Source organism: Cohaesibacter marisflavi, from assembly GCF_900115225.1.
GTDB lineage: Bacteria > Pseudomonadota > Alphaproteobacteria > Rhizobiales > Cohaesibacteraceae > Cohaesibacter > Cohaesibacter marisflavi.
In genome coordinates this window covers 147810-174554 of record NZ_FOVR01000010.1, presented here as the reverse complement: position 1 = coordinate 174554, position 26745 = coordinate 147810, and the positions used below count along the sequence as shown (strand labels likewise).

Annotated in this window: 24 protein-coding genes; 9 read left to right on the top strand and 15 right to left on the bottom strand. The window is 54.9% G+C overall.

Annotated features, from left to right (window positions below; translation table 11 throughout):
* Positions 1 to 182: 182 nt before the first annotated feature.
* Complete coding sequence (mbfA, locus tag BM258_RS17170) at positions 183 to 1166, bottom strand: iron exporter MbfA (protein WP_090074367.1); 984 nt, start codon at positions 1164 to 1166, stop codon at positions 183 to 185.
* 138 nt (positions 1167 to 1304) lie between these two features.
* Positions 1305 to 2186 carry a LysR family transcriptional regulator gene (locus BM258_RS17165; RefSeq protein ID WP_090074366.1) on the bottom strand — a complete coding sequence of 294 codons (882 nt, stop codon included), beginning with the start codon at positions 2184 to 2186 and terminating at the stop codon, positions 1305 to 1307.
* A 138-nt stretch (positions 2187 to 2324) separates the two neighbouring features.
* Here BM258_RS17165 and BM258_RS17160 point away from each other — a divergent pair, with 138 nt between their 5' ends.
* The 3 genes from BM258_RS17160 (at position 2325) to BM258_RS17150 (ending at position 5931) form a co-directional block, all read left to right on the top strand.
* Positions 2325 to 3827, top strand: a complete 1503-nt coding sequence (locus BM258_RS17160; RefSeq protein ID WP_090074364.1) for a CoA-acylating methylmalonate-semialdehyde dehydrogenase — start codon at positions 2325 to 2327, stop codon at positions 3825 to 3827.
* Between the two features lie 185 nt (positions 3828 to 4012).
* Positions 4013 to 4945 carry a carbohydrate kinase family protein gene (locus BM258_RS17155; RefSeq protein ID WP_090074363.1) on the top strand — a complete coding sequence of 311 codons (933 nt, stop codon included), beginning with the start codon at positions 4013 to 4015 and terminating at the stop codon, positions 4943 to 4945.
* 68 nt (positions 4946 to 5013) lie between these two features.
* A complete protein-coding gene (locus tag BM258_RS17150; protein WP_090074361.1) occupies positions 5014 to 5931 on the top strand; it encodes a pseudouridine-5'-phosphate glycosidase in 918 nt (305 codons plus the stop codon).
* Between the two features lie 100 nt (positions 5932 to 6031).
* Here the strand turns inward: BM258_RS17150 and cckA are convergent, their stop codons facing one another.
* From cckA to flgB, 7 genes are all read right to left on the bottom strand, one after another.
* Entirely contained in the window at positions 6032 to 8692 is a 2661-nt protein-coding gene (cckA, locus tag BM258_RS17145) for a cell cycle histidine kinase CckA (protein ID WP_244544747.1), read from the bottom strand.
* 70 nt (positions 8693 to 8762) lie between these two features.
* The gene (flhB, locus tag BM258_RS17140; RefSeq protein WP_090074360.1) at positions 8763 to 9848 is read right to left on the bottom strand and encodes a flagellar biosynthesis protein FlhB; all 1086 of its coding nucleotides are present in this window, start codon (positions 9846 to 9848) and stop codon (positions 8763 to 8765) included.
* 53 nt (positions 9849 to 9901) lie between these two features.
* A complete protein-coding gene (gene fliR / locus BM258_RS17135) occupies positions 9902 to 10663 on the bottom strand; it encodes a flagellar biosynthetic protein FliR (RefSeq protein ID WP_090074358.1) in 762 nt (253 codons plus the stop codon).
* Between the two features lie 36 nt (positions 10664 to 10699).
* Entirely contained in the window at positions 10700 to 10963 is a 264-nt protein-coding gene (gene fliQ, locus BM258_RS17130) for a flagellar biosynthesis protein FliQ (protein ID WP_090074356.1), read from the bottom strand.
* Between the two features lie 73 nt (positions 10964 to 11036).
* Positions 11037 to 11357, bottom strand: a complete 321-nt coding sequence (locus BM258_RS17125; protein ID WP_090074354.1) for a flagellar hook-basal body complex protein FliE — start codon at positions 11355 to 11357, stop codon at positions 11037 to 11039.
* Positions 11358 to 11414: 57 nt separating this feature from the next.
* Entirely contained in the window at positions 11415 to 11825 is a 411-nt protein-coding gene (gene flgC / locus BM258_RS17120) for a flagellar basal body rod protein FlgC (RefSeq protein WP_090074352.1), read from the bottom strand.
* Positions 11826 to 11935: 110 nt separating this feature from the next.
* Positions 11936 to 12313 (bottom strand): flagellar basal body rod protein FlgB, encoded by a 378-nt coding sequence (gene flgB, locus BM258_RS17115; protein WP_210186789.1) that lies wholly within the window; start codon positions 12311 to 12313, stop codon positions 11936 to 11938.
* A gap of 356 nt (positions 12314 to 12669) precedes the next feature.
* Here flgB and BM258_RS17110 point away from each other — a divergent pair, with 356 nt between their 5' ends.
* Positions 12670 to 14295: a flagellar biosynthetic protein FliO gene (locus BM258_RS17110; protein ID WP_175528134.1), complete on the top strand. Its 1626-nt coding sequence runs from the start codon at positions 12670 to 12672 to the stop codon at positions 14293 to 14295.
* Between the two features lie 95 nt (positions 14296 to 14390).
* Positions 14391 to 15119 carry a flagellar type III secretion system pore protein FliP gene (fliP, locus tag BM258_RS17105; RefSeq protein ID WP_090074347.1) on the top strand — a complete coding sequence of 243 codons (729 nt, stop codon included), beginning with the start codon at positions 14391 to 14393 and terminating at the stop codon, positions 15117 to 15119.
* Positions 15120 to 15269: 150 nt separating this feature from the next.
* Here the strand turns inward: fliP and BM258_RS17100 are convergent, their stop codons facing one another.
* The 5 genes from BM258_RS17100 to BM258_RS17080 form a co-directional block, all read right to left on the bottom strand.
* The gene (locus tag BM258_RS17100) at positions 15270 to 19277 is read right to left on the bottom strand and encodes a hypothetical protein (RefSeq protein ID WP_139229304.1); all 4008 of its coding nucleotides are present in this window, start codon (positions 19275 to 19277) and stop codon (positions 15270 to 15272) included.
* Between the two features lie 142 nt (positions 19278 to 19419).
* Positions 19420 to 20139, bottom strand: coding sequence for a MotE family protein (locus BM258_RS17095; RefSeq protein WP_090074343.1), 720 nt, complete (start codon positions 20137 to 20139; stop codon positions 19420 to 19422).
* Positions 20136 to 20711, bottom strand: coding sequence for a DUF6468 domain-containing protein (locus BM258_RS17090; protein WP_090074341.1), 576 nt, complete (start codon positions 20709 to 20711; stop codon positions 20136 to 20138). Before BM258_RS17090 ends, BM258_RS17095 begins: the two co-directional genes overlap by 4 nt.
* Positions 20712 to 21875 carry a flagellar motor switch protein FliM gene (gene fliM / locus BM258_RS17085; RefSeq protein WP_090074340.1) on the bottom strand — a complete coding sequence of 388 codons (1164 nt, stop codon included), beginning with the start codon at positions 21873 to 21875 and terminating at the stop codon, positions 20712 to 20714.
* An 8-nt stretch (positions 21876 to 21883) separates the two neighbouring features.
* Positions 21884 to 22384, bottom strand: a complete 501-nt coding sequence (locus BM258_RS17080; RefSeq protein ID WP_090074441.1) for a flagellar basal body-associated FliL family protein — start codon at positions 22382 to 22384, stop codon at positions 21884 to 21886.
* A gap of 291 nt (positions 22385 to 22675) precedes the next feature.
* On the opposite strand from BM258_RS17080, the gene flgF reads away from it, so the two are divergent.
* From flgF to flgH, 4 genes are read left to right on the top strand one after another with little or no spacing between them, the layout of a single operon-like run.
* Complete coding sequence (flgF, locus tag BM258_RS17075) at positions 22676 to 23416, top strand: flagellar basal-body rod protein FlgF (RefSeq protein ID WP_090074339.1); 741 nt, start codon at positions 22676 to 22678, stop codon at positions 23414 to 23416.
* 24 nt (positions 23417 to 23440) lie between these two features.
* Positions 23441 to 24226 (top strand): flagellar basal-body rod protein FlgG, encoded by a 786-nt coding sequence (gene flgG, locus BM258_RS17070; protein ID WP_090074337.1) that lies wholly within the window; start codon positions 23441 to 23443, stop codon positions 24224 to 24226.
* 22 nt (positions 24227 to 24248) lie between these two features.
* Positions 24249 to 25280 carry a flagellar basal body P-ring formation chaperone FlgA gene (gene flgA, locus BM258_RS17065; protein WP_175528133.1) on the top strand — a complete coding sequence of 344 codons (1032 nt, stop codon included), beginning with the start codon at positions 24249 to 24251 and terminating at the stop codon, positions 25278 to 25280.
* A gap of 2 nt (positions 25281 to 25282) precedes the next feature.
* The gene (gene flgH, locus BM258_RS17060; RefSeq protein ID WP_090074334.1) at positions 25283 to 26026 is read left to right on the top strand and encodes a flagellar basal body L-ring protein FlgH; all 744 of its coding nucleotides are present in this window, start codon (positions 25283 to 25285) and stop codon (positions 26024 to 26026) included.
* A gap of 233 nt (positions 26027 to 26259) precedes the next feature.
* Here flgH and dksA read toward each other — a convergent pair whose 3' ends face one another.
* Complete coding sequence (gene dksA, locus BM258_RS17055; protein ID WP_090074332.1) at positions 26260 to 26676, bottom strand: RNA polymerase-binding protein DksA; 417 nt, start codon at positions 26674 to 26676, stop codon at positions 26260 to 26262.
* Between the last annotated feature and the right edge of the window lie 69 nt (positions 26677 to 26745).

The following is a 26745-nucleotide window of genomic DNA, read 5'->3' as shown; positions in this document are numbered from 1 at the left end:
ATTTTGGTTCTATTGCAGTAGCCTATCAAAGGCTGCGACAATCTGGCAATTAACCCTTCGCTTTATGTCGATCAACTGAAAGTGAACGCCGCGTGAGGCCGGCAAAGAAAAAGGCCCGCACACCGCGCCTCACATCCCAAGCGCATGCGCGAGCCCTAATATCGGGACATAGAGATGACGCTTTAGCCACTGCCGATCAGGATACCGGCAGCCAGCACCAGTGCTCCGCCAAGCACGACCTGGAAAGCAGCCCGCAGGAATGGCGTTTCCATATATTTATTCTGAATCCAGGCAATGGCCCAAAGTTCAAAGAAGACGATCACCACGGCAATCACGGTCGCCGTCCAGAAGAAGGGGATAAGATAAGGCAGCGCATGCCCCAGGCCACCGACCATGGTCATGACACCAGAGGCGATTCCGCGCTTGATGGGCGAGCCACGCCCCGAGATTTTGCCATCATCATGGGCCGCTTCCGTAAAGCCCATGGAAATACCGGCACCAACCGCAGCCGAAAGACCAATCAGGAAGGTCTGCCAGGTGTCCTGCGTTGCAAAAGCGGCGGCAAAAATCGGCGCGAGCGTGGAAACGGACCCATCCATGAGCCCCGCCAGACCGGGTTGCACCCATGTCAGCACAAACTGCTTATGCTCATGGCTCTGCTCATCATCCTTGACGGCATCGGGCGTGTGCTCATCTTGCAATTCGCGAGCAATATCCTCGTGCCCCTCTTCAGCCAGAGCCAGATCACCCAATAGCCTGCGCGTATCGGCATCGGTTACCTGATCAATCGCAACGCGATAGAAGCGTGCAGATTGATCTTCCATGGCGATGGTCTCATTGCGGATTTTCTCCAGCGTCAGAGTCTTCATCAACCAATCGGGCTTGCGATCATAGAAGCCACGAACATGGTCGCGCCGGATAAGCGGAATCACATCGCCAAACCGGCTTTTATACATCTCAATCAGATTGCAGCGATGCTGATCTTCGACAGCGGCCATATCTTCATAGATTTTCGCAGTTTGCGGGTAGTCGGCGCGCAGATGCTCGGCATAGGCCCTGTAGATGCGCGCATCATCCTCCTCTGAGGATATAGCCAAAGCAAGCACTTCCTTTTCGGAAAGCGACGTGAAAGCGCGCTTGCTGTTGGAAAAAAGACTCAAAACCATTGGCGGATACCTTAATTTAGAATTATTCTAAATATGTCTTCCAGACTATTCGTTTGTCAACCATTTTAAAGAGTGTTTCTCATTTCCGGGGAGTCAAATTGCCGCATGGAGAAAGATTGGGAGATACGGCTCAAAAGTCTATCGGAAGATCGCGCGCTCTTGCTCGACCAACCTATAAACAAAATCCGAAACCGCCTTGATCCGTCTCAACTGCCGGGTACTTTCGTGATAGACCGCCCAATAAGCCCTCTGAATGCGGCGCTCGGGCAGGATCTCAACCAAATTGGGGTCTTCCCGCGCCATGAAGCCATGCAGAATGCCTATGCCCAGTCCGGCCCGAACGGCCTCTGTCTGCCCCAGCGCGCTGGCGCACTCAAACTGTGGCTGATAGCCGCGCATCATCTCGGCCTTGTAATTCAGCGAGGGCGAATAGATGAGATCTTCCACGAACCCGATCAGACGATGGCACTTGAAATCGTCCAGACTCGCCGGGTGGCCGAACCGCTCCACATAGTCCTCTGAGGCGTAAAATCCCAAACTATAGTCCACCAGTTTCCGCGCCACCAATCGACCCTGCGACGGCCGTTCGACTGTGATCACGATATCCGCTTCCCTCCGGTCCAGCGAAAAGGATCGCGGCACCGGCACCAACTGGACCGTGAGATCAGGATATTGCTCAAGCAGCGGCGCAAGACGAGGCGCCAGAAAGGCAACCCCGAAGCCATCCGGCGCCCCGATGCGCACAACGCCAGAAACGGAGGTATCCGCCGCCCCGATGTCGGCCCGCGCAGAGAGCATCTCCGTTTCCATACGCTCGGCGGCCAGCAGAAAGCTCTCCCCTTCAGGTGTCAGACTACAGCCCGTAGTATGCCGTTTAAGCAATTTGGCCTGCAAAGCTTCCTCCAGCGAGGAAAGACGTCGGGCAACCGTGGCATGATTAAGCCCCAGACGCCGCGCGGCCTGCAAAATTTGCCCCGCCCGCGCCACCGCCAGAAAAATGCGCACATCATCCCAATTCATCCTGTCTCTCCGGCTCTCCTGGCTGCTTCCCAAACTTTAATATTTGCACAACGGATGAGTTTTGACGAGCGTTGCTATTCGATTTTTGTTGATACACTATGCACCCAACCACAATAAACATGCATTTGGGAGGTCCACATGACCCGCGAATATGGCCACTATATCAACGGCGCTCTCGTCGCCGGCACATCGGGGCGTTTTTCCGACATTTACAATCCTGCGACAGGAGCAATCCAGGCCAAGGTCGCACTGGCAACAATCGACGAGCTGAATGCCGCTGTGGATGCCGCCGCCAAGGCACAGCCAGCATGGGCCGCGACCAACCCACAGCGCCGCGCCCGCGTCATGATGAAATTCGGAGCCCTGATCAATGAGCATATGGACGAGCTGGCCGAGTTGGTAAGTATGGAACATGGCAAAACCCTGCCAGATGCTCGCGGTGATGTGCAGCGCGGTCTGGAAGTGGTTGAAGTTTGCATGGGCGCGCCGCATCTGCTCAAGGGCGAATTTACCGACAATGGCGGACCGGGCATCGACCTTTACTCCATGCGTCAGCCTCTGGGGGTGGTCGCAGGCATTGCGCCCTTCAACTTCCCTGCCATGATCCCGCTTTGGGAAATGGCACCAGCGCTGGTCTGCGGCAACGCCATGATCCTGAAACCATCCGAACGAGTGCCCTCCACATCCTTCCGTCTTGCCGAACTGCTCAAGGAAGCCGGTTTGCCGGACGGTGTGCTACAGGTCGTAAACGGCGACAAGGAAACCGTAGACGCCATTCTGGACAATGACACAATTCAGGCCATCGGCTTTGTCGGCTCCACCCCAATCGCACAATATATCTATGGCCGCGCGGCCTCCAATGGCAAACGCGCCCAATGCTTCGGCGGGGCCAAGAACCACATGATCATCATGCCAGATGCGGATCTTGACAAGGCAGCAGATGCCCTGATCGGCGCAGGCTTTGGCGCCGCAGGCGAACGCTGTATGGCCGTATCTGTGGCGGTTCCAGTCGGCCAGAAAACCGCCGATACCCTCACAGAAAAACTCGTCGCCCGCATCGAAAAACTCAAGGTCGGCGCTTACACTGAGGGCGAGGATATCGACTATGGCCCGGTCATAACCGCAGCCGCCAAGAGCCGCATTCTCGGTCTCATCGACAGTGGCGTAGAACAAGGCGCCAAACTGGTCGTAGATGGGCGTGGTTTCTCGCTTGAAGGCTTTGAGAATGGTTTCTTCGTTGGCCCATGTCTGTTTGACAATGTCACAGCAGACATGACCATCTACAAAGAGGAAATCTTCGGCCCGGTTCTTTGTCAGGTGCGCGCAGAGAGCTATGAAGAGGCTCTGAAGCTGGTCATGGACAATGCCTATGGCAATGGCACGGCTATCTACACCGCCGATGGTGACACCGCGCGCGATTTTGCCCACCGCGTCAATGTCGGCATGGTTGGCATTAACTTCCCGATCCCGGTTCCCCTTAGCTATTTCACCTTCGGCGGCTGGAAGAAATCCTCCTTCGGCGACCTCAATCAATATGGTCCCGATGCCTTCCGCTTCTACACCAAGACCAAAACAGTCACTGCCCGCTGGTTTTCCGGCATCAAGGAAGGCGGCGAATTCAATTTCAAGGCCATGGACTGACATCAGGCACCAATGGGGCTCTTTACAAGCAGCCCCCATTGGCTCTATATGCCTCACAGAAGATCGACCGCCGCCCTTGCAAGCGGCGGTTTTTCTATGAGGCGCGAAAAGAAACCATTCTTTCCTCGTCGCATCCCGACAAGTCTGATAGTGTTGTCACCACTTGAAATGAGCTTGAGCAGAGCATGACCCCTGTTTCCTTCACTCCGGATATCCTCGTGATTGGCGGTGCCCATATCGACAGGATCGCCCGTTCCACCGCTCGCCTTGAGCCGGAACAATCCAACCCCGGCACTCTCACCCGAAATGTCGGCGGCGTGGCAGGCAACATTGCCCGCTGTCTGGCCAAGCTCAGTTGGAATGTCGCCCTTTCGACCATTTCCGGTCAGGATGACGATGCCGAATTGCTCAAGCAGCAGCTGCTCGCAGCTAATATCGACATCTCTCTCATTCTGACCAGCGTGAAGCAAAGAAGCGCGACCTACACCGCGATTGAAGATAGCAATGGGGCTCTCGTAGCAGCCATTGCCGACATGGGAATCTATGACACCTATCCGGTCGAGGAAGTCATTGGCTGCCTCAACATCTTCCCCACGCCCTCAAAAATCGTTGCCGACACCAATCTTTCCCCGTCTGTACTTCAGGCCCTTGCCGAGAACAAGGGCAGTCACAAACTGGCCGTAAGCGCGGTGTCCGGTCCCAAGGCCAATCGCGCCAAGGATATTCTGCCCGATATTGACCTGCTCTTCTGCAACGAGGCAGAAGCAGCTATTCTGGCGGATGAATTTGCCGAGCTTGATGCATTACCAGAGATCCTCTCGGAAGCTGGCGTCAAGTCCGGCATCATCACCAAGGGCAATGCCGGGCTGAGCGCATGGCGCGGAGACGAGAGCTGGACCTTGCCCGCTCCTCCGGTCAAGATCAAATCCTCCAACGGAGCAGGCGACACCCTGACGGCCTGCGTATTGCATGCCCTGTTGCTCAAGGTTCCGTTTGAAAAGGCACTCACCTATGGCATGGCAGGCGCAAGCCTCAGCCTGATGAGTGAACAAGCCGTACCGGACATGCTAAACCGCCCCGTTCTGGATTCCTGCATTGCAGACATCCCCCAAAGCTAGCCTTAAAGCGCTCCCTGCCCTAGTGGTAGAAGCCCTCTAGATAAGAGCGAACAAGAAAGCCGACCATCATGAGCATTGAAACCTCCTCCTTGCCCATCATCTATAGCGACGAAGTGGCAACTGCCCGCGCCGCAGGCAAGCCCATCGTGGCCCTTGAATCAACCATCATCACCCATGGCATGCCCTATCCCGAGAATGTGTCCACCGCACTGGAAGTGGAAGACATCATCCGCAAAGAAGGCGCTTGTCCGGCAACCATCGCCATTCTGGATGGTGTGATCAATGTGGGTCTTACAACCGAACAGGTTGAAGAGTTGGCACAGCGCAACGACATCATGAAGCTTTCCCGCGCCGATCTCGCCTATGCCCTTGTAGCAGGCAAGAGCGGCTCGACCACCGTCGCGGCCACCATGATCTGCGCATCGTTGGCAGGCATCTCCACCTTTGCCACAGGCGGCATCGGCGGTGTCCATCGGGGCGCAGAAGAGAGCTTTGATATCTCTGCCGACCTTCAGGAACTGGCAAAAACCCCTGTCATGGTGGTCTCAGCTGGCGTCAAGGCGCTTCTCGACATTCCCAAGACGCTTGAAGTGCTTGAAACTCTTGGGGTGCCGGTTGTTGGCGTTGGAACTGACGAATTTCCAGCCTTCTGGTCCCGTGAAAGCGGTTTTTCCTGTCCGCTGCGCCTGGATGACCCAAAGGATATCGCGTCCCTCTATGCCATGCGCAAGGCCCTTGGCCTCGAAGGCGGCATGATTGTTGCCAATCCTGTGCCCGAAGCCGACGAGATCCCGCGCAACGAAATGGAAACCTTCATCCTTGAAGCCATCAGCGAAGCAAACCGGCGCAGCGTTTCAGGCAAGGAAGTCACACCCTTCGTGCTCTCGCGCATCAAGGATCTGACCGAAGGCGACAGCCTTGTTACCAACATCGCTCTGGTCAAGAACAATGCTCGTCTGGCAGCCCGGATTGCCAAGGCCCTCTAGGCCACGCAATCAGACCGCAATAAACAAAAAAGCCCGCAGATCATGAGATCGGCGGGCTTTTCTTTTTGTCTTTTATCGCGTTTGTCACCAAAGCGCACGCTTATGCGTCATCGAGCATTTCCTTGATCTTGGTAGCCAGCTGCTTCAAGGAGAAAGGCTTGGGCAGGAAACCGAATTCTTCATTATCCGGCAAATTCTTGCGGAAGGCTTCCTCAGCGTAGCCGGACATGAAGATGACTTTCAACTCAGGTCTGATCTTGCGCAACTCGCCCAGCATAGTCGGACCGTCCATCTCGGGCATGACGACATCGGATACAACCAGATCAATCGGCTCGTCGATTTCATGGATCAATTCGAGCGCCTCGGCACCGGACCCAGCTTCATAAACCTGATAGCCACGCGAGGCCAGAGCACGAGCGGCAAAGGCACGCACAGCCTCTTCGTCTTCCACCAGCAGGATCGTGGCGTTACCAGTCAAATCGGTGACAGCAGGAGGAGCCTCGCTGACGACTTCCTTGCCCGCTTCGTCGGCAGCCACTTCAAGTGCCTGCTGCTCGGGATCATCTGTTGCCGCCGCATCAATGGTTATCGCCTTGGCCTCTTCCACATAACGCGGCAGGAAGATGCGGAAGGTCGTGCCCTGCCCCATCTCGCTCTCAAGGAAGATGAAGCCACCCGTCTGCTTGATAATGCCGTAAACGGTCGACAGGCCAAGGCCGGTGCCCTTGCCCACATCCTTGGTCGAGAAGAAAGGCTCAAAAATCTTGTCGCGAATATCGGCGGGAATACCAGTACCACTATCGACCACTTCCAAAAGCACATAGTCAGCCGTTTCCAGCTGCTTGTAGGGCATTTCCTCGGCTTCATCCTTGCCCATATTGCGCGTCTGAATGGTCAGATGCCCCCCATCTGGCATGGCATCGCGCGCATTCACCGCCAGGTTGACAATCACCTGCTCAAGCTGGTTGAGGTCTGCCTTGACCGGCCAGAGATCGCGTCCATGCACCAGATCAAGATCGACCTTTTCGCCAAGCAGACGATCCAGCAGGATCGAGAGGTCAGCCAGAACATCCCCCAACGCAAGTACCTGCGGGCGCAGCGTCTGGCGGCGAGAGAAGGCCAGAAGCTGCCGCACAAGCGATGCGGCGCGGTTGGCATTCTGCTTGATATTCATGATATCCTGAAAGGCAGGATCACTCGGACGATGGCTGGTCAGCAACAGATCGGAAAAGCCGATAATCGCGGTCAGCACATTGTTGAAGTCATGGGCAACACCACCGGCCAGCTGGCCAACGGCCTGCATTTTCTGGCTCTGGGAAAATTGCTCCTCAAGCGCCCGCTGCTCTGTCGTTTCAAGCGCATAGACAATGATCTGCTCATCATCCCCTTCGCTATCTTCCACTCCGGAGAGGAAGAAGCGCACGGTGCGATTCTTGTCTTCGGCAAGCAGGCATTCCACCGGCAGAATATTGCTCTGGCCCTGAAGAGCCATTTCAATTGCTGCGGTGAGATTCTCCTGATCCTTCTCGGCGACCAGATTGAGGATAGACGGCGTCTTTTCTTCGCTCTCTCCCTCTTGCACCCCTTGTTCAGTGGGCACTTCAGCCTTGAACATACGCGCAAAAGGCGCATTGGTGCGCAATACGCGACCGTCGCCCGTCAGCGCGGCAATGGCAATCGGGGTGTTGTTGAAGAAGCGCGCAAAGCGCACCTCGGCAACCCGCAACTCTTCGGAAATATCCTCGCCCGGACTTCTGTTCAGCACCAGCGTACGAGACGCACCCGGCGTTCCGTCAGACGCCATCGGCACCCGATGCATCAGGCGCACTGGCAAGCTCTGGCCGTTGCTCTTGACCAGATCCAGGTCTATCATCTCGGTTTTCGGCATTCCCGGCGCGCTGTTGGCCGCTTCCAGAAGGGCTGTTCCATCCCCGGGAACCAACTCATTGAGGTTCAATTGCCGCGGCTCGAACTGCGCCAGATCATAGCCCAGCCAATCCGCCAGCGTTGCGTTCATATAGATGACACGCCCATCCGGCTCAGCCGAGAAGAAGCCTGCCGGAGCATGGTCGAGATAATTGATGGCAAGCTGCAGTTCCTGAAAGATATTTTCCTGCCGCTCTCGGTCGCGCGTGATATCGCTGACCTGCCAGACGAACAAATCCTCAACCTTGCCGCTGACCCCGATATCCTGCATTTTGCGCACGCGGATACGGAACCAGCGCGCCTGCGTTTCATGCTCGTCATCGCCTCCACCGCTGGGTGCCTTGAACAGGCGAAATTCCTCAAGCGCCGGACGGCCGGAGCGCACGGCCTCAGACAGGCGATAGATCGCCTCAGCTGCGTCGGGTTCGCCAGCAAAGCTGCGCTCTATGGATCGAATGGCCGAAGCATCCTCGGCCCCCGTCAAGCGGGCATATTCAGTATTGGCATAAACGAGCCTGTCCTTGCCATCGCAGACAAGGATCCCCTCATTCATACTATCCACAAATTGTCGCGTCAGATGCGGTGCAGGCGCCGGATTACCCAGCTGTATCAGCCCCACAGCGAAGCCCAGCAGGGAGAGAATCCCCAAGCCAGCCAGAACGCTCAAAAACACCAGTTGGATCTGGCCACCGATCTCGCCTTTGAAAACGACCAGGGCAACAGCCACGCCAACAAGAAGAAAAGCAAGCAACAACAGCCACTTGATACTTCCAGATCCTTCACTGTGATCGATCATGGCCGGCTCCATGTTTTCCTGACCTGTCAGCTTGCCCATCTGGTGTGTCCCTGCCTTGCTTAGCGGCTATGCCTTCTAGAATCGTTGGCCTTCAAGTTGCCTGAAAACTTCAGTTGCGGCTAGACCAACTTGACCGATTTTTCAGTTTCATGATGTAGCTGATCACTTCAGCAACAGCTTTATAGTGTTCTTCAGGAACTTCATCGTCGATTTCAACGGTGGCATAGAGCGCCCGGGTCAAAGGAGGATTCTGGATAATCGGAATCTCATGCTCACGAGCAATCTCTCGAATGCGCATGGCTGTGTCATCCACCCCCTTGGCGATACAGACAGGCGCCTGCATGGCTCCGGCATCATATTTGAGCGCCACCGAATAATGCGTCGGGTTGGTCAGCACCACAGAGGCCTCGGGAACAGCGGCCATCATGCGCTTGCGGCTGCGCTCCATGCGCACCTGCCGCAGCTTGGCCTTGACCATTGGGTCACCTTCCTGCTGCTTGTATTCCTCTTTGACCTCACGCATGGTCATCTTCTGTTTCTCATGCCAGCGATTGCGCTGATAGAGATAGTCGATACCGGCAACCACCGCCATAAAGAGGATCACCCCGAAAATAAGCTTGATCGCCAGACTTTGCACTAGCGGCAACAGCGCAAGCGGCTCCAGCCCGATCACCACGTCCAGCTTGTCGCGCTCGGGATAAAGCAGAAACCAGAACAAGGCGCCAACGACACCGAGCTTGACCAGTCCTTTGGCAAAATTAACAAGGCTCTCTTTGGAAAAAAGGCGCTTGAAACCACTGGCCGGGCTGACCTTAGAGAGCTTTGGTTTAATGGGCTCGGTGGTAAAGACGAATCTGTGTTGAATGAGATTGCCGATCACAGCCACTGTCACAAGCGCCAGCATGGGCAGAATAAGAATGCCGAGCATTGAATAGCTCACTTTGGCCCAGAGCTGGGCCAGCAGTGAGCCATTGATCGACAAGTCCCAGGAATGCTCGATGAAACCCTTCAGATTATTGGTAACGCCCTTGGCAATATAGCCACCAAGCACAGCAAGCACCAGTCCGGTCCCCATCATGGAGAACCAGGCGGATACTTCCTGACTCTTGGCCACATCGCCTTTCTTTATCGCGTCATCAAGACGCTTTTGCGTGGGCTCTTCCGACTTTTCTGAGTCGTCATTTTCATCGGCCATGACAGTCTCCTACATCCTGTCTTTCCAAATGCACTCACCTAATGCGCGGCTCGTCACCGCACGATGAAATTGCCAAGCACCTCTTCAACATGCCCCAGATACCAGGTCATCATCGTGACCAGAAGCACCATCAACAACAACAGGCCAACAAAGATGTTGGCAGGCATCGCCAGAAAATACACCTGCAACTGCGGCATAAGTCTGGATAACAGCCCCAACGCAAACTGGAAGATCAGCCCATAGACGATAAAGGGTGATGACAGTTTGATGCCGATAACAAAAGACTCTGCCAGAATATCCGTTGCGTATTGGGCAATATCTCCGATCGGAATCGGCTGATTGACCGGAAACAGTTGATAGCTGTCATACATCGCGGCAATCATCAAGTAATGCAGATTGGTGATGAAGATCATCGTCACGGCCAGCATGCTCAGAAAGGTGCCGATCTGCACCGTCTGCTGGCCAGAAGACGGGTCCGACCCCATGGCAAAACTCAAACCCATCTGGAAAGCAATTGTGGTCGCGGCAATCTGCAAGGCCGCCATCACCAGCTTTACGGAAAGCCCGATCAAGGCGGCCACAATCATCTCCCGCCCCATGGCAACGAGAATACCCGTAAAGGTGCCCGGCACGGCCCCATAGTTGCCCGAAACCATGGGATAGAGCACCAGACAGGTCATCAAGGCAATCACCAGCCTCAAACGCACAGATACCGCCTGCTCAGAAAAAGCTGGCAGCAACATGAACAAGGTTCCGATCCGGGAAAAGATCAGAACAAAGATGTAGGCCGTTTGAGGAAGGAGGTCGATGAGCATGCTTCATTCGCACCGTCAGACGCTGGGTAAGAACCGTCAGCCTGAAATGGCACGCTCCATCAACATTCGCATATAAGTGCTCAATGTCGCCCCGAAAAAGGGCATTGTAATGAGAATGGTGAGGAAAATGGCAATGATCTTGGGCACAAACACCAAGGTCATTTCCTGAATCTGCGTCAACGCCTGGAAAAGAGCAATGACCACACCGATCACCAACCCGACAACCATTGGCGGCGCAGCGATCTTGATTAGCACCCATACGCCTTCACGCGCAATATCGAGTACTTCCGGACCGGTCATATCAAATCTCCTTCAGATGGTGAGGCTAGAAACCGATCCGGCACGAAAAGGCGCGCAAAACGCGCCCATTCCATTAGATTGGCATCTGCATGATCGACTCATAGGAGGAGATCACACGATCCCGAATGGATACCATCGTTTCCAACGCCACTTCGGTTTCTGCAACCGCAGTTACGACATCAACAACATCGGCCTTGCCATCAATCATGGATGTTGCGGTTTTCTCGGCAACATCCCCTTTGTCGAGCACGCCCTGAACACCGTCTTTGACCATCGCTCCGAAATCGGGTTTCGTATCGGCGGCCTTCTGCAGTGACTGGTCCGGGTTAGTCTGATTCGTAAGCTGTTGAGCTAGATTATAAGCGTTCGCAGCACTCAAGGAAGTATTAATCATTGGTTAACTCGTCAGGCCCAGCACGGCCAATTGGGGTTGGGGGCGATTAGGAACGGATTACGCCTTGAGAATATCAAGCGTCTTGGTGACCATCTGGCGGGTGGCGGTAATGACGTTCAGATTGGCCTGATAGCTTCTCTGCGCCTGTTGCAGGTCGGTCACTTCCATCAGGGAATTGACATTGGGAAGCTTCACATAGCCTTCGTCATTGGCTGCCGGGCTGCCCGGATCATACTGCATGCGGAAGTCCGATTGATCGGGCAACACACGACCCAATTCGACAAGATTGGCCTCAACCTCTTTGTCAAACCGCGAGCGGAAGGACGGAATCTGACGCCGATAAGGGTCCCCGCCCGGCTCCCTGGCCGTAGAATCAGAGTTGGCAATGTTTTCCGAAATCACACGCATGCGGCCGCTTTGCGCATGCAGGCCGGAAGCTGCAATCATGATCGATTTCAGGAAATCCATCTCGTCTTCTTCCTTTCAATTGGCGTCGAACCCTCATTGATCCCGTACGCGTTTCAAACCTCATCCCGAGCCCAGAGCCCCGGGCTATCGCCAAGGCACGTGCTCAGCCTCTAACCTTTTCTGACAGCAGTGCGGATCATCCCCAAGCCCTTGGAATAAAGGCTGGCAACCGCCTGATAGTCCATCTGGTTGGCCGTCACTTTCATCATCTGCTCTTCGAGATTCACGTTATTACCCGAGGGTGTCACTTCGAAGCCGTCCACATCCTTGCCAACCAGCTTGTTATCCGGAAAGATCGCCTTTCCCTGCAAGTGATGGCTGTTGGTCTTGCGTGTCTGCAGCCCGCTTTCGCGCGGGATATTCAGGACACTATCGAAATTGACCGGAGCAAGATCCTTGGCGTTATATTGGGGACTATCCGCGTTTGCGATATTCTCGGCCAACACGCGTTGCCTCGTTTGATGCCAATGCATCTTGGAACGAAGCATCGAAAATAGTTTCAGGTCTCCAATTGCCAAAGGTTTGCCTCGTGAATTTAAGTGCGCAGCAATGCAAGGCGATGCCTTCATCAGCCCTTACGGCAAATTTTGCCTATCAATTGGTTAACAAGTTCTTAACGAATTGGAAGTCACAAGAAAAAACGGCTGAAACCGGACTGTTCTGTTAAAAATTACAAGGGGTAAAATTTGCAGTTTGCGAATAAAAACCGCCAAAAATATTTCAAGATTGTTAAAATGCTATCATAGATTCAGATTCGCTCGAGGCATGTTTTTCGCTGTACGCAGAAATGGAAAGCACGAGTCTGAACTCACAACGACTGAATAAAGACAAGATTGGAAACCCTATGTTGAGCATTGAAAGCGGAGTGCTTGTTCAGGTCCTGATCGGCTTTGGCGTGATCCTGATTTTGATATTTCTACTGACATGGATCATGAAAAAGCTGAATCTAGTATCGGCACGCATTGCCAGACAGGGTGAAGATCCAAGGCTGTCAATCAAGGAAGTGATCGCGGTGGATCACAAGCGTCGCCTGCTTCTGGTGCAGCGCGATCATGTCGAGCATCTGTTGCTCATCGGCGGAGAATCCGACCTGTTGGTCGAACATCACATCCCCGCCCAGCAAATGCAGAAGCAGCCATCACATGCACAGATGCAGCCACAACAGGCCGCACCGGTTGTTCAACCGCCATTAGCGCAGCCAGCTCCTGCACCGTCCAGCCCGGCACAGCAGATGCCTGCCCAGCAGCAGACATCCCAACCAACATCAACGGCCGCTCCTCGCATGCAGGCTCAGCGTCCGACAGCCCCGGCACAACAGCCAGGCCAACCGGTTTCAGGCTCCCCGACAGCTCCTCATATGCAGCGCCCACAGGACCAATTGCAAAGACCAGCAGCCCGTACCGGTGGCCCCGGCATGGCGCCACCGGTCCATCCGGCCGAACGGAACAACCTGCAACCAAGAGACCCACGGCCACAGCAAGCCCCTGTCATTCATCAAGGCTCGGCCTCTGAGCAGAGTAGGCAGGACGCGCAGCGGCAACCGAAACCGGAAGCGCCACGTACCATCCATCCCGCAGCTCCTCAGGATCGCGGACAGCATGTCGATCCTGTAAAGCGTTCGCCCATCGCACAGCCAGATAATGGCGAAAAGCCGTCGTCCGGCGAACATGATGTCAAGGCTGTCAAAGAGCAGGATAGCAAGCCTACGCATCCCGCTGGACGAGAGACCTCCGCTTCCAAAAACCAACCTATCGAAGCACTGCCCACTGAAGCGCGCGCTTCTGAAGCGCAGGCTCCTGCAACGCAGAAATCGCCTAAACCGTCTTCTCCTGATCAGCCTGAAAGCGCCAAGAGGGAGCCAGAGACGCCTAAGCAGCGCGCTGAAGCAAACAGAACGCCGTCTGAACAGCAGACCACCAATGCACAGGATTCGGCCTCAGCTGACGCGGGAAGCAAAGCTGCAGGCAAGGAAACAGAAACGCTCTCTCAGCCAACTCAACAGCCTGATCAGGCGTCTGTTGAGGCATCACAAAGGGGAGACCAGGGAGCAGATCCAAAGCCAGCTCCACAGGTTCAACCTTCTCAGGCCCAACGTCCTCAGCCGCAGCGGCCTCGGCCACAAGCTGCGGAATCTCGCGGCCCGGAGCCGCAAGAGCCAAAGACACCACAGGCTCCTCGGCAAAATCCTGACGCTGCCAATGAGGCTGAAGCGCATCAACGGGCAGCGGCAACCCCGCTGCCACAGCGGCCCCGTCCAATGCCACAACAGCAACAAGCCCCTTCGGAACAGCGCGGTGATGAGCAGGCGCAGTCCACCCCACCTGCTGACGAAGCACAGCCCAAACCGCAGGCCCCCTCGTCAGACAAGGCCGATCAAGAGCCCGAAATAGAGCCTCTCTCCAAATCTGCTTCCTACGATGACGAGATCAACAGGCTCCTGAATGAGCTTTCGAGCGAAATTAAAAAATGAACCTATTCAGCTCGAAAGAGACGTCAGCTGCACGAGACCAAAAGCATAAAGGTACTCGGCCCCGATCATGGGGCCGTTTCCTACTTCTAGGGGTCATGAGTTGCATTGCCGTCGCGGCCTTCTGCTTGGTGATCTATCCCAACCCGGCCTTCGCCCAGCAGCTATCCATTGGCTTCGGGGATGACCTGACCCTGACAGAGCGGGCAGTTCAACTGGTCGCCCTGATCACGGTCCTGTCTCTTGCGCCCTCGATCCTGATCATGGTGACATCCTTCACCCGGATTGTTGTGGTGCTTTCTTTGCTGCGCTCGGCGCTTGGCCTGCAAACATCGCCGCCCAACACGGTGATGGTATCACTGGCGCTATTCCTGACGGCCTTCATCATGGCCCCAACCTTTGAGGAAGCCTACAATACCGGCATCGAACCACTGGTGCAGGGCACGATAGAACCCGCCGAAGCGTTTGATCTCACATCTCGCCCCTTCCACCTGTTCATGCGACAGCATGTGCGCGAGAATGACCTTGCTCTGTTTCTCGACATGGCCAATCAGGAAGCGCCGGAAACACCGGAAGATTTGAGCCTCCGCGTTCTCGTTCCGGCCTTCATGATCAGTGAATTGAGACGAGGTTTCGAGATTGGCTTCTTGATCTATCTGCCCTTCATCATCATCGATCTGGTGGTCGCTTCCATTCTCATGTCGATGGGCATGATGATGTTGCCGCCAGTCGTGATCTCGCTGCCGTTCAAGCTTATTTTCTTTGTGTTGATTGATGGCTGGAACCTGATCACAGGATCGCTCGTGCGTAGTTTCCTGGGGAGCTAGCCTCCCCTTTTCTATCGCGAGTATAAAAGAAGAAGTCCAAGCGGTGCGCCCTTCAGGGTGCGCCGCTATTTTGCTATCTACCTTTCGCGCCACCCAGATACCATGCCAACCAAAGCCCCGGATCGTGACTTCATGGTCAACAGGAGGAAATCAGGCTTGCGGTGCAGTCTCGCCATTGCCTGCAGCGTTAGCAGCTGGAACGGCCTGCTCGGCAACATTGCCAGCCCCGCCATTGGGCTGCAAATAGCGGCTGCGATATTCTTTGAGGAACCGCTCCATGGTACTGATACCCGCAATTTCCTGTGCAATGGCCTGGAACTCCTGACCGCTGCGTTGCTCAATGGGCAGCGTCACCACATCAAACGCGCCAGAAACAGGCGTATCCGACATCATCTTGGCATATTTTCTGCGCAGACGATCCAGCCCCAACCGGTCATCAGAAAGGCTGTAGGCAATACCCGCCCGCAAAATGTTAGTCTGTTCATCCTGATCCAGCGGATCCGGCACGCTCCATCGATCTCCCATCATCTGCTCGATTTGCTCGGCAGTATCCTGCCAGCGTTTGGAGCGCCAGAGAATATCGGCGCGTAATTGCTCCACATCTCCCCCTTGCAGGGGTTTGATGAGATCAAGAGCCAGATCCACCTTGTTCAACTCTGCCAGAGCCTTGGCTTCAACCAACCGGCGCTGACGCTCCAGAGAAAGCGGCAACTGCGACTGTCGCGTCCTGCGCAATACATCCAGCGCTTTGTTGGGTTTACGGTCGAGCAAATAGATCACAGCCAGGTCGGCAGCAATCTGTGAGCGGGCGGCTCCCTTGAGGCGATTGTCAACCTGATGTTTAAGCAGCTCTTCGGCACGATCCAGCAGATCCACTTCCACCAGCTTGTCGGCCAGGCGCCGGACCATTTCATCGCCGCGACGGCCAACCGGCGTCAGCTCGCGAAAGTCGTAATAGAGCGACAAGGCCTTGATGGCCGACAATTCATCCACCTTGCCATCAAGAAAGAGCGACGAAAACACGCCGTTCATTTCTTCCTGCAAAACGCGTGTCACGTCCGAAGCCGCGTCCGAACTGGTCGCCGCCTTCAGGGTTTCGAAGGCGTTGCGGAATTCCCCCTTGTCGACATAAAGATGAGCAAGGCTCCTTAAAGCATTCAGTTCCACGTCATCGCCGCGCCAGATGGTCGTCAGTCCCTCAAGCTCATCAATGGCTTCGTCATTGGTGAGCTGCTTTTCCTGATTCTTGAGCTTGATTTCCTGCAACCACGCATCTGTCGCAATCGGCAGATATCGGGTCTCCCGCGCTGTCTTGAAGGCTTCCAGCGCCTCGGCGGATTCATTTCTTGCAACAGCAATCTTGCCCCGTAGCAGATTGTAGCGCGCAACACCTTCCTGATCCAGATAAGCAGGATTCACTTCGGCCAAAGCAGCAGATGCGCTGCCAAACTGCTGGTCCAACAAGGAAATTTCGACGCCGTCCAGCAACATCATGTTGCGCACATGAATGCTGTAATCCTGAGCCACCGTTGAGGCAAGATCCAGAGCGTCCTCGGCTTCTCGCCAGCGCCCCGAACGGGCAGCGGCCAGACCACGCCAAACAGAAGCATCTGCGTCATTGTCAAATTCGGGATGGTTTAGCCGACGGAAAGCCGAATCCGGCCGTCCAGAAAACAGTTCGGCAGCCGCAAACAATGTGCGAAACCCGCGACCGCGCGCAAATTCTGGGGCTGTATCTTCAATGATCTGCAAATGGCCAAGCGCTTCTGTGCCATAACCATTGGCAAGCAGCAGCTTGGCGAGTGCCATTTCGCTCTGAATGGCCATCTGGTCATCAAACTGGGAAACCTTCGCTTCCAGCGCCTGTCTTTCGCGGGTAAAAACCGTCGGCGACGGAGCAATCAGCGACTCCAGATTAAGATAGGTCTCCCTCACAGTACCATTTCCGGAGGTCAGCCCACTCAGATCGACCTTCGCTGCTCCCGAGTTTGACAGGGTCAAGCCGTTGCTCGAGCTGATATAAATGAACCCGCCATCACGCGCCACCTGCAAATCATCCACTCTTTCGGTCAACGCAATGCCGTGCGCAGAAACCAGAGTGGCGAAATCAACAAGTTGCTGCGATTTGACAAAGCCGCGCGCAGGCCCCAGCCCGGTGACCACATGAATATTCTCGCCGGTGCCCGGATCGCGCAGTTTGAGGATACTTCCTGTACCTTCGAACTTAACGCGCATGGCAGAGCGACCGCCGCTGATCTTGGTTCGCGCCATATGCAGCGGTTTGGTCGGTTCGACCACCATATCTCCGATCGTCAAAAGCCAGCCATATCCCTCAGGGGAAAATGTGACCAGACGGGAGTTTTTGAGCGGAATGCGCAACACGGCAATACGACCGGAGCGCCATACTTCCAGATCATCCGCGATGGCATTCAGCTGCCCGCGCGCCGCAGAGACATCAAGCCCTAGCGGCGTATCGAACACGGCCCAGATGACACCACTTTTCTTGAAAACGGCAGACGCAGTGGGATTCTTGAATGGAAAGAACAGGCGAACCGAACGCCCGAAGGCCTTGGCCTCGACAGGCAGCATTTGCGCGGTCAAATCCGGCAAAGCGCCAGTCATACGTTCTGCATTGGCCGCACCTGATATGCTCTCTTCACCGGGTAGAACCTGCTCCTGGGTCGTACCTGCCTGAGCAATTGGCATCTGAGCTTGCTGCTGTTCCGGCGCGACAGGCATAACGTCGACATTAGGTACCGTCGTTTCCTCAATCACCACCGGTGATGGAGTTGGCGTCGAAACCTGCGCAGGCGCTGGCACCAGCTCGGAAGGGGCTTCCACCTTGGCGGTCGCACCAGACATCGAGGGCGGATTGACCGCCTCCACTTCAGCAGCTGCCGGTGGTATGGCAAGATAGCGCTCATCGGGCGCCCCATTGAGCGCTGCATTCTGAGCATTCGGGTCAGCTGCACCAGCAACGGTCGGAGCGATTGGCTCGGTCACTTGCGAATTGGCAAAGAGCGCATTGTCCTGACTTTCACCATTCGGCCCCGGCCCGAGAATGACCTCGTCAGCTGCATTATTCGTATCTGCCGCAGGCCAATTGTTGGCATCGGCTAACCGGTTGTTGCCTGCAGGCGCTGCAGCATCTGCGCTCCCCCCCGTCCCATTGGCGATAAGAACTCCACTGTCGCCGGGACTAGAGACGGCACGTGTGATACTGTCTTCAGCGCCCTGCGCCTGAAACAGAACCTTGTCGCCAGTTATGTCGACGATGTAGGAATCATCTTCGCGAAAAGCACGTACATCCGATGTGGGCGCCACAAAAATCCTGAACAGCGTGCCTCCATTTTCATGGGACATCTGAATGTCACTCACCAAAGGAGGCAGCTCTGCACGCAGCTTGGATAGATCCGCATCCGCCTTGTGGTTGAAAAACACTCGGACTTCCGGCCCCTGACGCTCGAATGTGGAGTCAAAGGGAATGTTCCAGATAAAAGCCGCACGCGTAAAGGTCGGATGATCACCGATCCGCAGATCGAGTTTGGGGCGTACTTGCGAGCCTTTTTTGGCCTGCTCGAGAGATCTGGCAAGACGCAACGCTTCTTCAGCGCGTTTGGCTAGCTCGCGCACCACTTCTGGCGGCAAGGAAGGCGGCAGGCCTGTCCAACTGGTCGGCAACAGATCGATATATAACCGCTCGCCCGCTTCCATAGTGTTGATACGCACATTGGGCTTCAACGCAATCCGGATGCCCTGCCCGTCCGGATCCAGTCGCGCAACCGTGACATAATCCGGCAGGATTGTTGGCAAAGACATAACCGGGGAGGAATTGACAGACTCATCGAAGCGGATAACAAAAATGCTGTTTTCCTGCTTGATTGAGTAGCCCGGCAACAGATTGCGCCCTTTGAAGTTGAGAATGATCCGCCCGAACCCCTCTTCCTGGGTTGTAACGATCTCAAGCTCGCCGGTCTGCGAGCCATCTGCGCCGCCGTCAATTTGCTGCGCGAAACTATGGCTTGCAAAGACCGAGACAAACAGCAGGCAAAGCAGAATGAAAGATGCAAGTCCACGCCCCAGTCCACCCGCAAGGGAGCGGATCGGGCTGCACACCTGATCATATTTCAACGCAAACTGCCGCGCCGTCTCCGTCATAAAAGCTCTCCGGATCTCAAAGCAAAACGGGTGATCTGCAAATACGAACATCACCCATCTTTTTCTCTGGAGACCAACCTAAACGAAAATGCTTTCCGGCTAATTACCAAAGCCGTTAAACACGTCTGCATCAATCACCAGACTAATTCCCGATCTGGGGCAATTCATCCGCCGCCAGCGACTGCACATTCTGCTCGAGCGAATTGCTATTGGCGATTGCAGCACTCAATGAGCTGGCTGATTCCGCCTTCATCTGGCCCATGATTGCGGCCAGCTTGCGTGACTTCATGGATTTGACAATATCAAGCAGAATGTCCTGATCCATGACTTCGAAGATTTGCGCAGCCTGCTTGGATTTCATCGAAGAATACATGGCTACCAGACGATTGATGTCCGCCTGCTGTTCCTCGTCGCGCTTCTTGGTCGCCAGAGCAATGGTCTGCTCAAGCGACTTGAGTTCATCCACACGCTGTTGCAAACGCTTCTCTGCCGCCTTCAGCAAGGCTTCACGCATTTCGATACTTCTGGCGCGTTCGTCCAGTTCCTTGCGACGATTGGCCAGTCGCTCCAGAATGGCAAGCTCGGAGCGCGAACTCTGGGTCGGATCAATCCGCATGCCATCCACCAGAGAGGGTGGCTCTTCATCCATATTCGGTGCGGGCATATCAGCCGGAGCTGGAGCATTGCCAGTATCTCCCGCTGCAGCGCCACCATCAGCAGCAGGTGCAGGCGCTTCCTGAGCCAGTGCGGGCGTGGTGGATACGGCAGACATGTCACTATAGACCACCAGATGAGCCACCTTGATAAACAATAGCCCGACAACCGCGATAAGAACGGTTGGAAGCAAACGCACTTGGGTCATGCCGCAACACCTCTTTTTTGCCGAATGGCCATCAAACGTTCAGACGTCGCCGCAGCCACATCCTTGAGATTACGGGGTTTTTCAACTGCTTCCACCAACGGCGCAGACTGTTCGCGCTCCATGGCTTCATAATGCGCATGAGCAGAAACACCACGATACCCGCTATTGACGCGGTCATACTCCACATCGCGATCAAGAGCAGCGTGTGCGGCCAGCTTCTGTGGCTCGGCGGCTGCAGCGACAGCGCCGCCACGCACTGCGTCGGAAATCTTGACCAGCCGGCCAACGACACCTTCCCCTTGGGAAACGTAATATTGAAGCTCAGAAGCCAACCGCTCGGCTTCCATCAGACGATGGGACAAATTCTTGTCGCAATCCCCTGCGGTTGCCTTCAGGCCCAGAATGGCGCGCTCTGCAATTTCGGTCGCCGTAATCAATTCCGCGATGGTCGCCCGCAAAGCTTCTTCATCATTGCGTAACCGTTTCAGTCGGCGGTTCAGCGTTATACAATAGCCAATCGTCAGAACGAGCAAAAAGGCGACAAGCAATTCAATCATCATTCCAGCAGACATCTACTCACCCTTTCCAGATCCGCCCTGAGCGGCTTTTTCAAACGCAGAAAGCGTCATTTTCGGCTTAGCCAGTTTATTGGATACCTGAACGGAAATATTCCCGTTATGCTGTCCCATGACCCCCTTGGTCAGATAGACATTTCCGCATTTCAGACGCACCGGATCATCCGGGCCACTGTCCAGCATCAAGGTCTGCCCGACATCCAGTTTCATGATGTCATTAAGGGACATTTTCTTCTCGAACAGAAGCGCATCAACGCTGATTTGCGAATGATAGACTTCCGTTGCCAGATGCCCTTCCCAAATGGGATCACGCCCGAATTTCTCACCCATGAACATCTGCAAGAGTAGATCACGAATGGGTTCGATGGTCGCATAAGGCAGCAACATTTCAATCTTGCCGCCGCGATCTTCCATATCGATGCGCAATTCAACCAGAATGGCCGCATTGGCAGGGCGGGAGATCGCCGCAAAGCGCGGGTTTGTCTCAAGACGTTCCAGCGTAAAATTGACCGGTGACAGCGGCGCAAATGCAGCCTCGGCATCTTCAAGAACGATGTCGATCATCTGGCGCACCAGGTTCAGCTCGATCGTCGTATAAGGACGCCCTTCGACACGGATCGCAGATGTGCCCCGCCCGCCACCAAGCAGAACATCGATGATGGAATAGATGAGGCTTGAGTCAACCGTAATCAATCCAAGGTTATCCCACTCTTCAGCCTTGAACACCGTCAGAATGGCGGGCAGCGGAATAGAGTTCAGATAATCCCCGAACCGGATTGACGTGATGGAATCCAGAGAAACCTCGACGTTGTCCGAAGTAAAATTGCGCAGGCTGGTGGTCGTCATCCGAACCAGGCGGTCGAACACGATCTCCAGCATTGGAAGACGTTCGTAAGAAACGATGGCCGAGTCGATCAGCGCACGCACACCGCTGCGCTCGCCGGCAAAGCCATCATCCAGACTGAATCCAAGCAGGTTGTCGATTTCTTCCTGATTAAGCACACGATCAGCGCCGCGCGAGGAATTTTCGTCCCCGTCCATCGGCTCGTCAATCATCGCAGCCCATTGCGCAGCCATTTCATCGGCACTACCGGCACCCTGCTCTTCCAGAGCGGCGCCCCAATCGGCCATCAGGTCTACGCTGTCATCATCGTCAGCCATTTGAAGTCCTACTGAATCAGGATTTCCTTGAACAGAATATCATTCACTTTAACCGGATAAATCGCATCATTGATCCGTTTCAACAGCTCTCTCTTGAGGCGGAACAAACCGGCAGATCCTTCCAGATCCCGCGTTCTGAGCTCTCGCAGATAAACCTGAAATGCATCCAGCACCCGAGGCATGAACGGCTCGATCTTCTGCGCCTGTTCCTGACTGATCAGCTCCAGAGACACCTTGAGACGCAGATATTGCGCACGACGGTTCTGGGAATTCAGATTCACAGTCATTTCAGGCAGATCGTAGAAATAGGCCTTGCTCTCCGGCTCTGCATTCGGATCGTTCTCCGGCTCTATCAACTCGTTGGAAGAAGAAGAGGAGAACAGGAAGAAATAGGCTGCAGCGCCACCGCCAATCAGCAGAACGAGCGCAAGGGCTGCGATGACAATCAGCTTCTTTTTGCCGCCGCCAGAGCCTCCCTCTTCTTCACCATTTTCATTCTCTTCCGACATATCGGACCCAATCTGATAACGATTCATCAATCATGGTTAATAACCCTTAATAAATAGCGCAGAAAAGGTTAACAAAACCTTTCTAAACCTTAACCACAGCCAAATAGGCAACTTTTTCCCACTGGGCATTTTTGCACCCTGAATTCATTGCCGCAGCGCCAATTATAAATCAACAACCTATTGAAATATATAGCTTTCGCAATTTGGCACGCATCATGCTTAACAAACATTGAACGCATCACGCTGGGGAGCAGAGATGCGCATCATTTGGGAGCAAAGTGGTTAACGGTTATGGAGAACCTACAACTTATAGGTCTGACGCGGCAGATGGTTCTGCGGCGTAAAATGGATGTAATCGCCAACAACTTGGCAAACATCAACACGGCAGGCTACAAATCAGACAACCTGCTGTTCAAGGAATATGTCATGCCCGTGGCCGAAATGAACGATTTTCGGTCTTCGGACAAAAAGCTGTCCTATGTACAAGATGACGTCATCGTGCTTCAGTTCGAGCCCGGCTCGATCGTCGCGACCGGCAATCCGGCCAACGCAGCCATCAACGATGACTCGTCCTTCTTCGTCGTCAACACTCCGCAAGGGGAACGCTACACGCGCAATGGCGAATTCGAAATCAACGGCCAGGGCCAGTTGGTAACAACAGAAGGCTATCAGGTTCAGGGCATTGACGGCCCGATCACGGTAACGCCCGAAGACACCAACTTCGAAATTGCCCGCGACGGCCTGATCACATCAGATCAGGGCGAGTTGGGGCAACTGCAGGTCGTTACCTTCGACAATCTTCAAACCCTGAAGAAGGAAGGCAAGTCTCTCTTCATCGGAGAGAATGCTGTTGCCGTTGAAGATCCCAACATCATGGGTGGCCATGTCGAACAATCCAACGTGCATGGCGTAGTTGAAATTTCCCGCATGATCGAAGTCTCGCGCTCCTATGGCTCTCTCGCCAAGGCGCTCAAGGCAACCAACGATCTACGCGAGAACGCAATTGACAAACTCGGCAGATTGAATGCCTGACGCAACTAGAACAGGAGATCGAAAATGAGAGCCCTCCATATCGCATCCACTGGCATGATGGCGCAGGAACGCAACGTCGAGGTCACGTCGAACAACATCGCCAACATGCGGACCACTGGCTACAAGAAGCAGCGCGCCCAGTTTCAGGATCTGCTTTACCAGGATCTGCGCCGCTCCGGTTCCAACACCTCCGCACAGGGCAATCAGGTGCCAGTCGGGGTGCAGATCGGGTCTGGTGTCAGACTGGCCGCAACCTCACGCATCATGTCGCAAGGATCACTGGAAAGCACCGGCAAGGAGCTGGACGTCGCAATTCGTGGCGAAGGCTACTTCCAGATTACCCTGCCAGACGGCACAACAGCCTATTCTCGCGACGGGTCTTTCGAGATTGATAGCGAAGGTCGACTGGTGACCGCTGATGGCTACGAAGTACAGCCCGGCATCACTTTCCCCGACGACACCCGCGACATCACCATCAGCAACGATGGCGAGATCCAGGTCACCGTCGGCAACAGCACGCAGAACACGACACTTGGTCAATTGACGCTGGCACGCTTCATCAACAAGGCCGGTCTGGAACCAATGGGCGACAACCTCTTTCTGGAAACCAACGCCAGTGGCGCGCCTCAGGTTGCGGTTCCGAATGCAGATGGCTACGGCAACATGCTGCAAAAATATCTGGAAAGTGCCAACGTCAACTCGGTTACCGAGATCTCCGACCTGATCGCAGCACAGCGCGCTTATGAAATGAACTCCCGTGTCATTCAGGCAGCAGACGACATGCTGTCGGCAACCTCACAGCTAAGCTAGGCCAGATAAAATGAGATTTTCATTGAACACATATCGGGAACGCAAGGCTGCCGACTTGGGACGCAGGATCAAGGCTGCCGTTTTTACCGCACTGACCACCAGCGCCATTCTTCTTGCCGGTCCGAGCGCTTGGGCGACCACTTTCAATGCCGACACCGCAATCCTGAAAAAGAATGTCACTGTCGATACCCGCCTGGTTACACTTGGCGATCTGTTCCAGAATGCTGGTTCCTACGCAAACAAGGCCGTTTTTCGCGCTCCTTCTCTGGGGCAAAGCGGCACCATTCAGGCAGACCGCGTAATCGATGCCGCCCTGCAAGCAGGTCTCAGCAGGATCACGACCAACAATATTTCGGTCGTCCGCGTCGCCCGCCTGTCCGAGCTGGTAACCGAAATGGACATTCTCAGCAAACTGGAAGCCCAGTTGAAGGCAAAGGGATATGTCGATGACACAGCCAAGCTCGATATCGAGCTTACGAACCACCTGTCTGACCAGCACGCAGCCCCCGGTGGCTTTAGCCCGTTTGAAATCAGAAGCTTGCGTTACGACCGGATGAGCGGACGCTTTTCTGCCAATCTGCAGATCTATGGGCGCGACGACCTTGGCGTTATTCGCCTTGGTGGCGAGGCGATGGAAACCGTCATGGTGCCAGTTCTGAGCCGCACCATACGACGCGGCGAAATCATCTCGAAATCCGATGTTACCTTGACGCCAATGCCACGCCAGAAAGCGCAAGTGGCAAGCGCGGCAACTCTGAACGAAGTCATAGGCAAGGCTGCCCGTCAGTCTCTGCGCGCAGGCATCATCGCCAATGCGGCCTATTTCACCGAGCCGGACATGGTGAAACGGTCTGACATGGTCACCATCGTCTTCAATGCAGGCAACCTCAATCTGTCCATCATGGGCAAGGCCCTCTCCGATGGCTCGAAGGGCGATGTCATTCCTGTACAGAATTCCCAGACCAGCCGCGTTATCCGCGCCGAGGTCATCGGACATGGCCTGCTTGAAATCGGTCAACCCGGCAGTATCGTCGCATCCCTTGGAGCCAACTGATCATGAAAACGAGACAAATTTTGACAATCTGCCTCATGGCTTCCGCGCTCAGCGCATGCGGTGCTGGCGAACGTTTGAAAAATATCGGCAAGGCCCCTGCTCTGGCCGCCATCGACAATCCAACAACCCAGAAAGGCTACAAGCCTGTGCAGATGCCGATGCCGACCGTAGAACCGGCCGCCTATAGCCCGAACTCGCTCTGGCAAACCGGATCACGCAAATTCTTCAAGGATCAGCGTGCCGCCAAAGTCGGTGATATCCTCACCGTACAGGTCAGTATCACCGACAGCGCAAAAATCGACAACACGACCTCTCGCAGCCGCAGCGGCAACGACAATGTCGGCCTTACAGGCTCTGTCGGCTCCATTCTGGGCAGCGCCCTGTCTGGCATCAATGAAATTGACGCGACCAATCTGGCCAACGCGTCATCCACCTCTTCATCCGAAGGAACGGGAGCCATTGATCGGTCTGAAACCATTACAACATCCGTCGCGGCTGTTGTTCTTCAGGTTTTGCCAAACGGCAATCTCGTGATCGAGGGCCGTCAGGAGATCCGTGTCAATTTCGAGGTTCGTGAAATTCTCGTCGCCGGTATCGTTCGGCCAGAAGACATCGCGTCTGACAACACCATTGAATCGGAAAAAATTGCCGAAGCGCGCATTGCCTATGGTGGCCGCGGCCAGCTCTCCGATGTCCAGCAACCACGCTATGGCCAGCAGGTCATGGACGTCATCCTGCCATTCTAACCGCGTTGCGGGCCTGAGCCCGCAGCTCCCACGCTCCCCAATCGGTTCTGATAACCACCAGGACCGGTTTCCGGCGAGGTCCGCTCCCAAACCGACCTCCCGATCCGTGATCAGAACCATGCTCCCAAATTTGGCCTGATCACAAATAAAAGGCGCGGATCCATCTTCAGGATCCGCGCCTTCTATTATTGAATTCGTATCAGCTCACTAAAAAAGCAGACAACCCATCGGGATCAATCGTCCCGATAGACTTTTTCTCTGCGCTCGTGGCGTTCTTGCGCCTCGATGGACAAAGTAGCCGTTGGCCGTGCATCCAGACGCTTCAGAGAAATGGGCTCCCCGGTATCTTCGCAATATCCGTAGGATCCATCTTCAATCCGCTTCAAGGCTGCATCGATTTTGGATATGAGTTTTCGCTGCCGGTCGCGCGCGCGCAATTCGATCGCCCGGTCAGTTTCCGAAGAGGCCCTGTCAACAAGATCGGGATGATTAGAATTCTCATCCTGAAGATGTTGCAAAGTCTCACGGCTTTCTTTCAAAATATCGTCTTTCCACTGTTGTAGTTTTAGACGAAAATATTCAATTTGCCGTTCGTTCATGAAGGGCTCACTGTCCGAAGGACGATAGTCACTATCTATCTCGATCGACATGGGCTAACCCCTTAGTTCCCTGGAAAAGACGAGAGTTATATAGAGGTAGCAAGGCTCGCGCACAACTAC